Source organism: Streptomyces sp. NPDC058457 (assembly GCF_042720695.1).
Lineage (GTDB): Bacteria > Actinomycetota > Actinomycetes > Streptomycetales > Streptomycetaceae > Streptomyces.
In genome coordinates, this window is the sequence record NZ_JBHXLU010000053.1 from 24,710 (window position 1) to 39,615 (window position 14,906).

A 14,906-nucleotide genomic window follows, 5' to 3' on the forward strand; every position below is an offset into this window, starting at 1 on the left:
CGCGGCATCAGCCGATCGGTTGACGGCGGTTCGAGCGGGGCGGCCGATGCGGCGGAACCGGGGCGGACGGGACCCTCGGAGCATGCCAACCTTCTCGGCGACTGCGCGTGTGATGGGCACCGCACCACCATGTGCGCGAGTCACTCTAGTCCCAGGCCAACGGCGAATTCGGGCGCTCTCCGCCGGACAGGGTGAGTGTCGGCCAGTCGGCGGCGGTACGACGTCCGCCGGGCCGACAAACCCGCGGTATTCATTGGTATTCTTCCGCTATGGCTGACACCACGATCAAGATCGACGAAGGCATAAGGGATCGCCTTCGCACGCTGGCCGAAGAGCGCGGAATGAGTACCCGCGCATACGTGGAACGCGTTGTCGCGGCAACTCCCACCGAAGGCGAACGCGCCGAGCGGACGGCGCGAGCGATCGCGTACGTCCGCGCGAACCTGCGGCCGGATCTGACCGATGAGGACGTGCGCGAGGCTCAGGCCTGGCGAGCGGAGATCGCCGCGGGTCGCCTGGGGCAGCGCCGGTGATCATCCTGGATCACACTGCTGTCATCGCTCTGTGCAGGGGGCATCGTCTGCTGTCCGGACTGGCCGTGGTCGAGGTCGACGACCCGCTTCAGCGCGCACACGTCCCCGCGTTGTGTCTGTTCGCGGCGAGCATGGAGCTTCCTGGTGCGGCGGCGCACACGGGGGCGCTTCCCGGACTGGAGTTCCTGCCCCTCGACTTCGCGGGTGCAGCCGCCGTGGAACAGGCGACCGTCGCGGGCGTCGACTGGCGCCACGCGCACGCGGTCTACGCTTCGGCGGCCGGCCAGGGCGAAGGCCAGGTACTGACCGCGACCCCGGAGGCGTACGACGGCACGGGCGTATGGGCGGTGGACATCGGCAAGCCGTGAGACCGGCTCGGGTGATCCCGGCGGGCCTGGGCCCCCTTCGGCCCTCACCGCAGCGCCACGACGTCTCCCGGGTCGGCGGTCCACTCACGGCCGCCGCCCACCGGGCGGATGAAGGCGAGCAGCCGGGGCGGCCGGGCGGGGACACCCGGGACCGGCCGTGCGTCAAGAGACTCGTACGGGAACACGTCCCTCAGGGTGCCCTGGCGACCGGTCGCCGTGTCCCGGACCAGGGAGCCCACGGGGATGCCGGGCAGGCCGGTGGCGGTGGCGAACGCGTCCGCGCCCACGGGCGGGTTCGCGGCCGCATTCGGGTTCGGGTTCCTGGTCGCGTTCGCTTTCGGTGACGGGTTCGACGGACTTCGCGGGCTCACAGGATCTCCCCACGGCTACGGGCATTGGCCCTGGCCACGCGCGGGCCCAACGCCTCGCCCGCGCGGGCCCAACGCCCCGCCCGCGCGGGCCGGTTCGACATCCTCCGGCCGCGCCGACCACTCCAGGCCGCCACCCTTGGGGCGGAGGTGCACCTGCCCGGCCGTACGTTCCATCACGACGCCGTAGCGATCGCTTCCGCTGTCATACGCCAGTTCGCCGACGGCCGGTGACGGCGCGTTCCCGTCGAAGGACGCGGCCGGAACGTAGGTCGGGCTGATGTCGCGGGAGCCGATCCAGAACCCGCCGTAGTCGGGGGCGGGTTGAGCGAGCGGACGGTCCGGTTCGGAGTCGGGGGCGGGAGTGGGCGCGGAAGTGGCGGCCGAGTCGGGGTATCAGCGGGGGATTCTGGGCTAGCGCCAATTCCGTCTCCGTTCTTTTCGCAGAGAAATCGCTTGTGTCCCCTCGTGCTTTGCGGGCCAGATGCCGGGGCCGTTCCTGCAATGAGGTACGCCGTCAAAAACCTACGGGTGTTGCGCGCGACCAGAGCTCTTCGGCGTGCTCAGTAAACCGCTCGAATAGCCCGTCATGGTCGCGTCGACGCAGATGCAGCAGAGGGGAGTCGTGGCCCACAAGCCTAGCGAGGTGAGGTGTTACGAGAGCCTGCGAATCGAACCGGAACACGGACAGGCTCACGTGATTCGCTGCATCTTCCGCGATGCTGAAACGTGTTTCCAGATTTTCCGCTCCGCCCAACTTGCGTAGGTTCTCCAGCGTGATGCGGATGCGCGTGGAGACAGACAGGGCAACATCTTCGATAGCTTCACGCTGGCGCGTGGTTTCACCTTCGGGGTCGCCCAGAAGGAAGCGGACCCGACATCCGCTTTCGAGCTTTTTGCGCAGTGTGGCAACAAAGTTGGGCTGGTCGATGAATAGGAAGTAGTTCGTGTGTCCGGCGAAGAACAGGTCTTCTTTCGTGCTGGCTACAAGCTCGCGCCAGACCGTTGATGGGCAGGCGGAGCGGTAGGGGTAAGTTCGCACGATTTCCAGGTCTCCGCCTGTTTTTAGGCGGTTCTTCACTGCCTGGGGCCAGAGCATTTCTTCATCTACTTTCAGCGCTTCGGCGGCGTCTGCTCTGTTTCGAGCATGCGGAATCAGGTTCTCATCCGCGACCCAACGCTCAATGGTCTTGCTTGCGACTCCCACACGGACCGCAAGCTGTCGCGGGGACAGTCCGGCGTCGTGCATAGCTGACCGTAGGGATTGATTCAAGTCCCCTCCTCTGGACGTTTGGGCGTTTTCCACGCTACCGCCCAACTGGCCCAACTGTCCTTCCATGTCCGGCGATACGGCCACCCGAGGTCAGGACGATTGAGCACACAAGAGACCCCGGCGACCGCGCGAACGGTCCCGGGGCGTGGCCAACGCTTCAGAGGAGCGCTGACAGTGTCCTACCTATCACAGGCACTCGAACGGATGAGAGCCGTCTTGTTCGGGCGCCGTACGCCCGGCAAGCACACTGCCGCCTACATGGCCCCCGCAGCGAACCAGGCGCCCCGCAGGCGTTCCGCACCGGACGTCTGGGTCTGGAGGACACGGCTGACCATCGCTCGCAGGCAGCAGGCGGAACGGCACGCATGGACGCCGGATCCGTCTCAGCGGTACGGACGCGCCGAGTGGTTCGTGCCGCGCGACTGGGAGGCGGAGGCGGCGTGGGAGTGTGCGGGACCCCTTGTCCGGCCCTATGTCGACGCGCTGTGTGAGGCGCCCAGGAACAGCCCCGCAGGCGCAGAGGTAGGCCCTTGGGAGCGCGCCCAGTGATGACGATCGAGGTCTACAGGGTCAACCCGGTGACAGGCGCTCGTACGCAGGTGCGCGGCAAGCGCACCGTGAAACCGTCGGACGTGCCGGATCTCTCCAGCGGTTACCCGCCCTGCACGTGCCCGCGCTGCACCGCACCCGGCAGTCGCAACAGGATGCATGCGCTCGTGACTGAAGCCAATCGGCGCAGCAGGGGGGAACTGTGATGCGCGCGATCATCACCGCCGCCGAATGGACCCTCGGGGCCGAGACCGCAGAGGGTGCTCCGTCGGGCATCTACTCGGCTGAGTGCCTCACCTGCGGGGCGCAGGCGCAGCCAACCGACGACGAGCGTTTGCCGGTTGAGATCTGGGCGCTGAAGCATACGGGCCAGAATCCGGCGCATCGTCAGTTCAAGGCCATGACGGAGACCTTCTGGCGAGTCACACCTGGCAACGGCAACCCGTATGCCGGGCAGGCAACCGCCCGGGCTACGCCCAACGCGCGCTAACTGCACCCCTCCCGATGGCCGCCGCTCCGGTGCGCTGTAAGAGGCGTATGGGCGGCACTGCCAGACTCCTGCCCCGCCTCTCCGACGGGACGGGGGAAGGCCCCCGGCTGTGTGGCAAGTCGCACAGCCGGGGGCCGCGTGCTGTGCGCCGCTGCAGCCGTACCGGACGAGGCTGGAGTGCAATCTGTCCGTGGGGATTCTGGGCTAGCGCCTCCCGCCTTGCAGGCTGCTGACCAAAGCGAACGCGTCCTCGGTCTTGGGGTGGGTCCTGCCCAGTCGGGTGTGCAGGATCTGTGCACCCCGGCGCGCCAGGTCCACGGCGGTCGAGTCGTTCAACGCGTGCAGGACCCGGGCCTGGAACAGCAGGACGTACCCGATGTACAGGTGGTCCGGCGCGTACTTCGCCTCGCGGATCCGCAGCGCGCGCGAGATGAGCGGCGCGGCACCGGCGTGATCGTCGAGGTCGACGTGGACGTTCGCCAGCGCGATCAGGTCGAAGCTCACGTACGGGTCGTCTGGCCCGTACGCCGCCTCGTCGATCCGCAGCGCCCGCTCGGCCAGTGGCCGCGCCGCCTCCTGTTCACCGAGGATGCACAGCGTCCGGGCGAGCGTGGCCAGGTCCGTCGCGATGACGGGACTGTCCGCCGGCAGACAGGACTCGTGTACGTTCAGCGCGCGTTCCGCCAGTCGGCGTGATGTCTCCGGCGCGCCGAGCTCCCGGTGGATCTGCGCCAGGGTGATCAGATCGAGGCCGATCTCGTTGTCCCGGTCCCCGAGCGACTCGTCGAGCGCCAGGGCACGTTCACACAGGGACAGCGCCACCGAGTAGTCCCCGATCTGGACGAGGAACTCCGATGCCAGCCTCAGCAGTACCGCCGTATCGGCGGCGCACTCGGCCGGTGGATCGCCCTTGGCCACGGCGATGACGTGCGGGAGCAGCCGTTGCCACCGTGGCCGGGCGTCCGGGGCACTGTGGAGGTCGTCGGGTATGGCCGCGAGCAGCGCACGACACAGCCGGACCCGGGCTTCGATGTGCGCCTCGGTCGGCATCGCGGCCCGGACGGCGGCCTGCACCAGCCGGTGCACCACCAGGGATGCATCTCCGCGCCGCGCGAGGCCCAGGCCGGCCAGGGCGCCGACCGTCGTGTCCCACGCCAACGCGTCGGCTGGTGTGCCGTCCAGCGTTTCCGGGCTGCCGGTGAAGAGGTACAGCGGGACCGGGTCCGGCGCCAGCAGGGCACAGAGTTCCAACAGACGTACCGCCTGGGGATGTTGCGCCTCCAGCCTTTCCACACCGAGCCGCCACAGCGTCGCGACCACCATCGCGGGGCGGTCGCTCGGCACGCCCAGCCCGATCATGTCCTCCAGGTGCGACGCCAGCAGGTCCAGGTACCTTTCGGGTGTCGTCTGGTGGTAGCCCATGTATCCGGCCGCCTGCTCCAACGCCAGTGGCAGGTCGCCCAGTTGTTCGGCGATCCGGTCCGCCACGGCCTCCGTCATGCCCGGCACCCGTTGTGCCAGCAGCTTCATCGACTCCTGCCTGGTGAACACCTCCAGGTCGACAACACCGGCGCTGCTCGACCAGCCGCTCACTCTGGTCGTGACGATGACGTGGCCGTTGCCCGCCAGACCACTCGACGGCAGCGCGTGTGCGAGCGTGCCCGGTTTCTCCGCGTTGTCGAAGATGATCAACCAGGGCCTGCGGTCCACCAGATTGCCGTACACCCGTGGGATCGCCTGCTCGGAGTTCACCTCCGCCAGCCCCAACTCCCCGGCCAGTGACACGAACTGCGGCGCGACAAGGTCGGGTGCTTCAGCGTCCAGGAATGCGACGAACCGGTACTTCGACAGGTATCGGTAGGCGTACTCCACCGCGAGCTGGGTCTTCCCGACGCCTCCCAGCCCGTGCACGACCAGCAGCGCCACGTCGTTCGCCGAGGTGAGGCGCTGCCGCACCTCCTGCAGCGTGGCGTCACGGCCGGTGAAGTCGGAGTTGCGCGGCGGCAGCCGGTACGCCGTGGGCGGGAGAGGATCCCGCCTGCGGCCGGGCCGCGGGGACTGCCCCAGCCCGACCAGTGCCAGGGGGATCAGGAGGAGCAGCACCACCCACGGGTGGACCCGCACGAAGTCCAGCGGCCCTGGCCAATGGTTCTGCCCGGATGCCGCGTTGAAGGCAAGACTGCCGACGAACAGCACGAGCAGACCGGCCACCGCACTCGCCAGCCTTCGCCACATGGCTCCCTCTTCGGTCCGGCGGCGACCGCGCCGGTCGGCGGTCGGCTCGACCTCGTCCCAGAGCCTAGCCGGGGTAGGGGAGAACCCCGGCGGCGATTCTCTCCCAGGGTGCTCTCAGCCAACCACTCTCAGGAAGAGCACTGCCCGACCCCGCACCGTGATCACCGTCCCCCCCTCGTGCACCACCCCCGGCTCCGCGCCCTGCTCCTCCAGCGAGGTGTCCACCAGTACCTCGTAGCGCTCCGCCCATGGCGGCCCCGGCAGCAGGAACTCCGCCGGGCGGTCGCCGGCGTGCAGGACGGTCAGGAAACTGTCGTCCAGGACCGGGGCGCCGCGCTCGTCGCGGCCGGGGATGTCCCGGCCGGAGAGGTACATGCCGAGGGTGGCGGCGGGGGCGTACCAGTCGCGCTCGGTCATCTCCTCGCCGTGCGCCGTGAACCAGGCCAGGTCGCGCAGGCCGTCCGCCGAGTGCGCGCGCCCGGAGAAGAAGGCGCGGCGGCGCAGCACCGGATGGCGGTGGCGGAGCCGGACGAGACGGGAGGTGAGGTCGAGGAGCGGCTGCCAGGCGGGGTCGTCCAGCAGGCTCCAGTCCAGCCAGCTGATCTCGTTGTCCTGGCAGTAGGCGTTGTTGTTGCCGCGCTGGGTGCGGCCGAGTTCGTCGCCTGCGACCAGCATCGGGACGCCCGTCGAGAGGAGAAGGGTGGTGAGGAGGTTCCGCAACTGGCGTCGGCGCAGGGCCCGTACGCCCTCGTCGTCCGTCTCGCCCTCCGCCCCGCAGTTCCAGGAGCGGTTGTCGCCGGCGCCGTCCCGGTTGTCCTCGCCGTTGGCCTCGTTGTGCTTGTGCTCGTACGACACCAGGTCGCGCAGGGTGTAACCGTCGTGCGCGGTGATGAAGTTGACGGAGGCGTAGGGGCGGCGGCCACCCCAGGCATAGAGGTCGCTGGAGCCGGAGAGGCGGTAGCCGAGGTCGCGCACGTCAGGCAGGGCGCCGCGCCAGAAGTCGCGGACGGCGTCGCGGTAGCGGTCGTTCCACTCGGTCCACAGGGGTGGGAAGGCGCCGACCTGGTAGCCGCCGGAGCCGACGTCCCAGGGCTCGGCGATCAGCTTCACCCGGCGCAGTACCGGGTCCTGGGCGATGACGGCCAGGAAGGGGGAGAGCATGTCGACGTCGTGCATCGAGCGGGCCAGCGCGGCCGCGAGGTCGAAGCGGAATCCGTCCACGCCCATTTCCGTGACCCAGTAGCGGAGTGAGTCGGTGATGAGGCGCAGGACGTGCGGGCGGACCACGTGCAGGGTGTTGCCGCAGCCGGTGTAGTCGGCGAAGCGTCGGGCGTCGTGGTCCTGGAGGCGGTAGTAGCCCCGGTTGTCGATGCCCTTCAGGGAGAGCGTCGGGCCCAGCTCGCCCGCCTCCGCGGTGTGGTTGTAGACGACGTCGAGGATGACCTCGATCCCGGCCGCGTGCAGCGCCCGTACCATCCGCTTGAACTCGCCGACCTGCTGTCCCGTCGTCCCGGAGGCGGCGTAGGCCGCGTGCGGGGCGAAGTAGCCGATGGAGTTGTAGCCCCAGTAGTTCTTCAGGCCGCGCCTGAGCAGGTGGTCCTCGTGGGCGAACTGGTGGACGGGGAGGAGTTCCACGGCCGTCACGCCCAGGTTGACCAGGTGGTCCAGAGCGGCCGGGTGGGCCAGTCCGGCGTAGGTGCCGCGGAGTTCCTCCGGTATCCCGGGGTGCAGTCTGGTGAAGCCGCGCACGTGCAGCTCGTAGATGACGGAGTCCGCCCACGGCGTCTTCGGGCGGTGGTCGTCGGACCAGTCGTCGTCATCGTGGACGACCACGCCCTTGGGGACGTACGGCGCCGAGTCGCGGTCGTCGCGCACGGTGTCGGCGACCTGCTGGTCCGGCCAGTCCCGGACATGCCCGTACACCTCGGGCGGCAGCGCGAACTCGCCGTCCACCGCCCGCGCGTACGGGTCCAGGAGCAGCTTCGCCGGGTTCCAGCGGGCGCCGGTCCACGGGTCCCAGCGGCCGTCGACCCGGTAGCCGTAGCGTTGTCCCGGCAGCACACCGGGGACGAACCCGTGCCAGATCTCGTGCGTGAGTTCGGTCAGCGGGATACGGGTCTCCCGCCCCTGCTCGTCGAAGAGGCACAGCCGGACCGCCTCCGCCCCGGCCGCCCACAGCGCGAAGTTGGTGCCCGCCACCCCGTCAGGGCCCACCCGGAACCGGGCGCCGAGCGGTGTCGACGCCCCCGGCCACGCCGACGGGACGGGAAGCGGCGTCCCGTTCACCGCGGGGGCGTCCACCGCGGGGCCGTCCGCCCTCGGGGCCCGCGCCCGTGCCCCCTGCTGCTCGGCTGCGCTCGTCACCTGTCGGCCCCTTATTCGTGTCCCGCGGCTCGCCGACCAACGGGGGCACACGCACCCGCGTCCGAGCAGCCGACGGCGCCCGGACTCCCGGTCCCGGGCACGGTCGGCGGCTCGCTACGGACGTGCCCGCGACGGCTCTCCCGCGGGCACGGCGGCTCCCCAGCTCGTCGTCCTTCCCTCTGTTCTGCCCAGTGCCGGCGTCGCACTCACGTTTCCCAGGGGCATGCCCGCTCGTTGAGCCGCACGTGAGGCATGCACAAGGGCGCGCACGGCGCGCGGGGGCCGCGTTGGCCGCGGTACTGACATGGACGGGGCTGCTGGCGGGGGCCGCCGGCTGCTCCTCGGACACCACGGACGGGCTAGGCATCGACCAAGTCCTCGGCGGCAAACCCCGGGCCCCCGAGGACGTCATCCGCATCACCCCGGACGACGGCACCAAGGCCGTACGGCCAGGTGGCCGACTGACGGTACGGGTGCCCGACGGCCACCTGGAGTCCGTCAGCGTCGTCAGGTCCCAGGACGCCCAGGACTCCCCGGTCCCCGGGCACATCGCCGCGGACGGCAGGACCTGGCGGCCCGACGACCCGAAACTCGCGCTCGCCGCCAAGTACACCGTCGACGCCGTGGCCCTGGACGGTGAGGGCCACCGCTCGGCCCGGCACACCACCTTCACGACACTGGTCCCCGACGAACGCTTCATCGGGTACGTCACCCCGGAGAACCGGGCCACCGTCGGTACCGGCATGATCGTCTCCCTCGCCTTCAGCCGCGAGATCGAGGACCGCGCCGCCGTCGAACGTGCCGTCCAGGTCACCGCCAAGCCCGCGGTCGACATCCGCCCGCACTGGTTCGGCAAGAACCGCCTCGACTTCCGCCCCGAGCACTACTGGCAACCCGGCACGGTCGTCACCGTCGGCCTCGGACTCCGCGACGTCGAGGGCGCCCGCGGTGTCTACGGCCTCCAGTACAAGACGTTCACCTTCACCGTCGGCCGCAGCCAGGTCTCCCTCGTGGACGCGGCCGCCCACACCATGCAGGTCCGCCGGGACGGCGCACTGCTCGCCACCGTGCCGATCACCGCGGGGGCACCCGAGCACACCACTTACAACGGGAAGATGGTGGTGATGGAGATGCACGACGTGACCCGCATGAACAGCCGCACGGTCGGCTTCGGCGGCGAGTACGACATCCCCGACGTCCCGCACGCCCTCAAACTCACCGACTCCGGCACCTTCCTGCACGGCAACTACTGGGCGCCGGACGCCCCCGGCCACGTCAACGTCAGCCACGGCTGCGTGGGTCTGCGTGACGTGAAGGGCGGCAGCTCGGACACGCCCGCGGGCTGGTTCTACGACCGCAGCCTCATCGGGGACGTGGTCGAAGTCGTCAACAGCAAGGACAAAACGGTCTCTCCTGACAACGGCCTCGGAGGGTGGAACATGGGGTGGAAGGAGTGGAAGGCGGGCGGCGCGGTCAAGTAGCCAGGTGAGGGCAGGTCGGTGGGGGCGAGAAGTTGCGACGCAACGGTGACATTCGCCCAACACCAACCTCAAAACCCTGCGGTTAATATGCGCCAGAGCGCGCGCCTGACGCGCCGGGGTGGGCCTGACCAGGCCCTGGGAGGGGAGAACCACTTTGAACGAGCGGCCGATATCGGGGGCGTCGGTTCGGGGGACGCGGCGGAGGCAGGGGATGGCGGTCGTCGCCGGTGTCCTGCTCATGGCCGTCACCGCCTGCGGCGGCGGCTCCTCCTCCGGCAAGGGGGCGGACGAGGGCAACGCCAAGGCCAAGGACTCCACCACCCAGGCCAGCAAGCAGTCCGTGGCCACCGTCAGCATCAGCCCCAAGTCCGGTGCGACCGGCGTGGACACCAGCGGTGCGCTGAAGGTCACCGCGGCCAAGGGCAAGCTGACCGACGTCGAGGTCAAGGACGCCAAGGGCAAGGAGATAGCCGGGGCGATCGCGGCGGGCGGCGCCAGCTGGACGCCCTCGACGCACCTCGCCAACTCCACGAAGTACACGGTGCACGCGGTCGCGAAGGACACCGGCGGCCGTGAGTCGGCAGAGGACTCCAGCTTCACGACGCTGACCCCGAAGAACACGTTCATCGGCTACTTCACGCCGGAGGACGGCTCCACGGTCGGCGTCGGCATGCCGTTCTCCGTCCACTTCACCCGGGGCATCACCGACCCGGACGCGGTGGAGAAGGCGATCACGATCAAGACCGAGCCGGCGGTCGACGTCGAGGGTCACTGGTTCGGCAACGACCGCCTCGACTTCCGCCCCGAGAACTACTGGAAGTCCGGCACGAAGGTCTCCGTCTCCCTCAACCTCAACGGCGTCGAGGGCCGTGACGGGGTGTACGGCGAGCAGGCCAAGACCGTGAAGTTCACCATCGGCCGCAACCAGGTGTCGATCGTCGACGCCAAGAAGCACACGATGAAGGTCATGCAGGACGGCAAGGTCGTGAAGACCCTCGCGGTCACGACCGGCAAGCCGGGCTACGACACGTGGAACGGCCAGATGGTCATCAGCGAGAAGCTGCGCGTGACGCGCATGAACGGCGAGACGGTCGGCTACGGCGGCGAGTACGACATCAAGGACGTGCCGGACGCGATGCGGCTGACCACGTCGGGGACGTTCATCCACGGCAACTACTGGGGCGGCGACGCGTTCGGCAACTACAACGCGAGCCACGGGTGCGTCGGCCTTCGGGACATCCGGGGCGGGGGTGACCGTGCGTTGCCTGCTGCCTGGTTCTTCGATCACTCGATCGTCGGGGACGTGGTGACGGTGAAGCACTCCAATGACCAGACGGTCTCGCCTGACAATGGGCTCAACGGGTGGAACATGTCTTGGAAGGAATGGACCAAGTAGTTCGTCGGCTGCGGGCCGGTGGGGGTTGTTCGCGCCCACGCGGCGGCAGCCGCAAATCGATACAGCCCCGCGCCCCTTACGGGGCGCTGATGAACCGGCGTTAACCTGCTGGGCATGACTGTGACCCTCGAAGTCTCCGAAGGCGTGGGCACTCTGCGCCTGGACCGTCCGCCGATGAACGCGCTCGACGTCGCCACCCAGGACCGGATCAAGGAGCTGGCGGGAGAGGCCACCCGTCGCGAAGACGTTCGTGCCGTCGTCATCTACGGCGGCGAGAAGGTCTTCGCGGCGGGAGCCGACATCAAGGAAATGCAGAACATGGACCACGCCGCCATGGTTCTGCGCTCCCGTGACCTCCAGGACTCCTTCACCGCCGTCGCCCGGATCCCCAAGCCGGTCGTCGCCGCCGTCACCGGCTATGCGCTCGGCGGCGGTTGCGAGCTCGCCCTCTGTGCCGACTACCGCATCGCCGCCGACAACGCCAAGCTCGGGCAGCCCGAGATCCTGCTCGGGCTCATCCCGGGGGCCGGCGGCACCCAGCGGCTGCCCCGTCTGGTCGGTCCGTCCAGGGCCAAGGACCTGATCTTCACGGGCCGTATGGTCAAGGCGGACGAGGCGCTCGCCATCGGCCTCGTAGACCGCGTCGTGCCCGCCGCCGACGTCTACACCGAGGCGCACGCCTGGGCGGCGAAGCTGGCGCAGGGGCCGGCGATCGCGCTGCGGGCCGCCAAGGAGGCGATCGACACCGGCGTCGAGACCGACCTGGAGACGGGGCTCGCCGTCGAACGGAACTGGTTCGCCGGGCTGTTCGCCACCGAGGACCGGGAGCGCGGGATGCGGAGTTTCGTGGAAGAGGGCCCTGGCAAGGCCAAGTTCCTGTGATCTTCGCCCTGCTGTGAATGTCCCGAACCACTTGCAATTGACGCGATGTCTGATTCCGGGTCCCCCGATGGGGCGGATTATGGGAGCCTTAAGGCAACCCTAAGTCCGCCTTGTCGAGGGGGTCTGGCGATTGCCCGGAGATGGGACGTCTTCGCAGGTCGGACAGGCTGTTGAGGCTTCCGGATTGCCTTCGGCATATGCCGTTCGCCCGGGATCGGGCGGAAGCTTCCCGGGGGCGTATTCCTCGGGAACGGCCCCGGAGGGCGCTCTGGGCGGCCATGATGGGGGCATGGCGGGGCTGGAGGGCATCGAACAGCCGCGGGGACACAGCCGTGCGGCCGCGGCGCGCTGGTCGCCTGCGGTCGAGGACGAGCGGGCACTCAAGGCGATCGAACTGTTCGGCAATCCCACGGACGCGGAGGTTCCGCTGCCGTCCCGCCCCGAGTCCGCGGCCACCGCCCGCCGGCTCGCCCAGGTCGTCGTTCTCCGTCAGTGGCGGCTCAGCCCCAAGATGACGGAGGACGCGGTTTTACTCGTCTCGGAGCTGGTGGGCAATGCCGTACGGCACACGGGCGCCCGGGTGTTCGGGCTGCGGATGCGCCGCCGCCCCGGGTGGATCCGGGTGGAGGTGCGCGATCCGTCGCGCGGGCTGCCCTGTCTGATGCCGGTTCAGGAGACGGACATCAGCGGCCGCGGGCTGTTCCTGGTGGACAAGCTGTCGGACCGGTGGGGCGTGGATCTACTGCCCCGGGGCAAGACGACGTGGTTCGAGATGCGGGTCGCTGATCGATAGGGGTCGGTGAAACGCGCCCCTTTGGGGCGCGGGGCTGTATCGATTTGCGGCTGCCGCCGCGTGGGCGCGATCAACCCCCACCGGCCCGCGGCTTGCAAACACAACCCTTATCGGGTCAATAGCCAACTTTCTTACTCGCCCCGCCTTAAATGGTGCAGGTGACCCCCACCCACCGACGCGACCTCCTCCGCGCAGGCGCCGCCTTCACCGCCGGTGGCGCGCTCACCACCGGTTGCGGCACCACCGGTACGGCCACCGCAGCACCCCCCGCCACCACCCCCACGTCACCGTCACCGTCGGCCTCACCCAAGCGACTGCCCTTCCAGGTCACCCACGGCCCCCGCGCCACCGCCTCCGTCGCCCTCACCTTCCACGGCCAGGGCGACCCCGCCCTCGCCACCCGGCTCCTCGCCACCGCCGAGCAGCACGGCGCCCACCTCACGGTCCTGGCCGTCGGCAGCTGGCTCGACGCGTATCCCGCCATGGCCCGCCGCATCCTGGACGGCGGCCATGACCTGGGCAACCACACCCAGCGGCACATCTCCGTCAACGCCATGGCGGAGGCGGACGCCCGCAAGGAGATCACCGACTGCGCGGACCGCCTCAGGCGGCTCACCGGATCGATCGGGAGCTGGTTCCGCCCCTCCCGGGCGCCGACCGCCTCGCCGCTCGTCGCCCGGCTCGCGGCCGAGGCCGGCTACCCGCACGTGCTGTCGTACGACGTCGACTCGCTCGACTACACCCGGCCCGGCGCGCCGGCCATCACCCGCAAGGTGCTCGCGGAGGTCACGGGCGGCTCGGTGGTGAGCATGCACTTCGGGTATCCGGACACGGTCGCCGCCCTCCCCGCCGTCCTCCAAGAACTCCACCGCCGTGGACTGCGCGCGGTCACCACCACGGAGCTGCTCAGCTGATGCGAACCACGAACGCCGCCCGTCTGCTGTCCGCCGGTGCCGCCCTCGCCGCCCTGGCGCTGCTGCCCGCGTGCAGCGGCGGATCCGAGAGCCCCGCGACACCGGCCGCCACCACCGCGGCCGTACAGCCGCCGGCGAAGAAGGCGGAGCCGGTCGCCGTCGGGCTGCCGGGCATGCCCCCGGTCCTCGATCCGAAGGACGTGTACGCCGCCGACCGCCCCGGCAACCTCTCACCGGTGGTCAAGGGCTTCCCGTCCCTGGTCTACGTCCCGAACACCAACTCCGACACGGTGTCCGTCATCGACCCGAAGACGTACAAGGTGATCGGGACCATCCGGGTCGGCCGGCAGCCGCAGCACGTCGTGCCGTCCTGGGACCTGAAGACCCTGTGGGTCAACAACGACCTGGGCAACAGCCTCACCCCCATCGACCCGAGGACCGGCCGGGCCGGCAAGCCGGTCGCCGTGCACGACCCGTACAACCTGTACTTCACGCCCAACGGCAGGTACGCCATCGTGATGGCGTCCAACGACCGCCAGCTGGTCTTCCGGGACGCGCACACCATGAAGACCGTCAAGGCCGTCCCGGTCGGCTGCTACGGCGTCAACCACGCCGACTTCTCTCTCGACGGCCGGTACTTCATCGTCTCCTGCGAGTTCAGCGGCGAACTGCTCAAGGTGGACACGGAGAAGATGGAGGTGCTCCGCCACGAGAAACTGCCGTTCCACGGCGCCATGCCGCAGGACGTCAAGGTCTCGCCGGACGGCAAGCGGTTCTACATCGCTGACATGATGGCCGACGGGCTGTGGATCCTGAACGGCGACACCTTCGCCAAGCCGGACTTCCTGTACACCGGCAAGGGCGCCCACGGGCTGTACGTCAGCCGGGACTCGCGGGTGATGTACATCTCCAACCGGGGCGAGGGCACCATCTCCGTCTTCGACTTCGCCCGGAACCGGCTGACGGCGAAGTGGCGGCTGCCGGGCGGCGGCAGCCCCGACATGGGCGGGGTGTCGGCGGACGGCAAGGTGCTGTGGCTGTCCGGCCGGTACAACTCCGAGGTGTACGCCATCGACACCGGCACCGGTACCGAACTGGCCCGCATCCGCGTCGGCAGCGGCCCGCACGGCCTCGCCGTCTACCCGCAGCCGGGCCGCTACTCGCTGGGGCACACGGGCATCTTCCGCTGACCGCGGGCCGGCCGGACACGCCGCCGATCGAGTGACGGTCCCCGGCCCGCCGTCACCGAACCGACATCGT

13 protein-coding genes are annotated in these 14,906 nt (G+C 69.6%); 9 read left to right on the forward strand and 4 right to left on the reverse strand.

The features are described from left to right. Positions 1-269: 269 nt before the first annotated feature. The gene (locus ACFWPS_RS33120; RefSeq protein ID WP_383711801.1) at positions 270-533 is read left to right on the forward strand and encodes a hypothetical protein; all 264 of its coding nucleotides are present in this window, start codon (positions 270-272) and stop codon (positions 531-533) included. Further along, positions 530-901, forward strand: coding sequence for a hypothetical protein (locus tag ACFWPS_RS33125; protein WP_383711804.1), 372 nt, complete (start codon positions 530-532; stop codon positions 899-901). The genes ACFWPS_RS33120 and ACFWPS_RS33125 overlap by 4 nt, the downstream gene beginning before the upstream one ends. 44 nt (positions 902-945) lie before the next feature. Here ACFWPS_RS33125 and ACFWPS_RS33130 read toward each other — a convergent pair whose 3' ends face one another. Both ACFWPS_RS33130 and ACFWPS_RS33135 read right to left on the reverse strand, forming a co-directional pair. Next, the gene (locus ACFWPS_RS33130) at positions 946-1,188 is read right to left on the reverse strand and encodes a hypothetical protein (RefSeq protein ID WP_383711806.1); all 243 of its coding nucleotides are present in this window, start codon (positions 1,186-1,188) and stop codon (positions 946-948) included. A gap of 598 nt (positions 1,189-1,786) precedes the next feature. Continuing rightward, positions 1,787-2,518, reverse strand: coding sequence for an XRE family transcriptional regulator (locus tag ACFWPS_RS33135; protein WP_383711809.1), 732 nt, complete (start codon positions 2,516-2,518; stop codon positions 1,787-1,789). Positions 2,519-3,296: 778 nt separating this feature from the next. On the opposite strand from ACFWPS_RS33135, the gene ACFWPS_RS33140 reads away from it, so the two are divergent. Then, positions 3,297-3,581, forward strand: coding sequence for a hypothetical protein (locus ACFWPS_RS33140; protein ID WP_383711812.1), 285 nt, complete (start codon positions 3,297-3,299; stop codon positions 3,579-3,581). A gap of 204 nt (positions 3,582-3,785) precedes the next feature. Here the strand turns inward: ACFWPS_RS33140 and fxsT are convergent, their stop codons facing one another. Further along, positions 3,786-5,816 (reverse strand): FxSxx-COOH system tetratricopeptide repeat protein, encoded by a 2,031-nt coding sequence (fxsT, locus tag ACFWPS_RS33145; protein ID WP_383711814.1) that lies wholly within the window; start codon positions 5,814-5,816, stop codon positions 3,786-3,788. A 114-nt stretch (positions 5,817-5,930) separates the two neighbouring features. Next, a complete protein-coding gene (gene glgX, locus ACFWPS_RS33150; RefSeq protein WP_383711817.1) occupies positions 5,931-8,180 on the reverse strand; it encodes a glycogen debranching protein GlgX in 2,250 nt (749 codons plus the stop codon). A 245-nt stretch (positions 8,181-8,425) separates the two neighbouring features. On the opposite strand from glgX, the gene ACFWPS_RS33155 reads away from it, so the two are divergent. The 6 genes from ACFWPS_RS33155 to ACFWPS_RS33180 all read left to right on the forward strand — a co-directional run bounded on the left by ACFWPS_RS33155 (position 8,426) and on the right by ACFWPS_RS33180 (position 14,836). Then, positions 8,426-9,661, forward strand: a complete 1,236-nt coding sequence (locus ACFWPS_RS33155) for an Ig-like domain-containing protein (RefSeq protein WP_383711819.1) — start codon at positions 8,426-8,428, stop codon at positions 9,659-9,661. Positions 9,662-9,872: 211 nt separating this feature from the next. Next, entirely contained in the window at positions 9,873-11,057 is a 1,185-nt protein-coding gene (locus ACFWPS_RS33160) for an Ig-like domain-containing protein (RefSeq protein ID WP_383711821.1), read from the forward strand. Positions 11,058-11,171: 114 nt separating this feature from the next. Next, complete coding sequence (locus tag ACFWPS_RS33165) at positions 11,172-11,939, forward strand: enoyl-CoA hydratase/isomerase family protein (RefSeq protein WP_383711824.1); 768 nt, start codon at positions 11,172-11,174, stop codon at positions 11,937-11,939. 289 nt (positions 11,940-12,228) lie between these two features. Next, complete coding sequence (locus tag ACFWPS_RS33170) at positions 12,229-12,732, forward strand: ATP-binding protein (RefSeq protein WP_217547724.1); 504 nt, start codon at positions 12,229-12,231, stop codon at positions 12,730-12,732. Positions 12,733-12,881: 149 nt separating this feature from the next. Further along, on the forward strand, positions 12,882-13,646 hold the full coding sequence (locus ACFWPS_RS33175) for a polysaccharide deacetylase family protein (RefSeq protein ID WP_383711826.1): 765 nt from the start codon (positions 12,882-12,884) through the stop codon (positions 13,644-13,646). Continuing rightward, positions 13,646-14,836 carry a hypothetical protein gene (locus ACFWPS_RS33180; RefSeq protein WP_383711829.1) on the forward strand — a complete coding sequence of 397 codons (1,191 nt, stop codon included), beginning with the start codon at positions 13,646-13,648 and terminating at the stop codon, positions 14,834-14,836. The genes ACFWPS_RS33175 and ACFWPS_RS33180 overlap by 1 nt, the downstream gene beginning before the upstream one ends. The last annotated feature ends 70 nt before the right edge of the window (positions 14,837-14,906 follow it).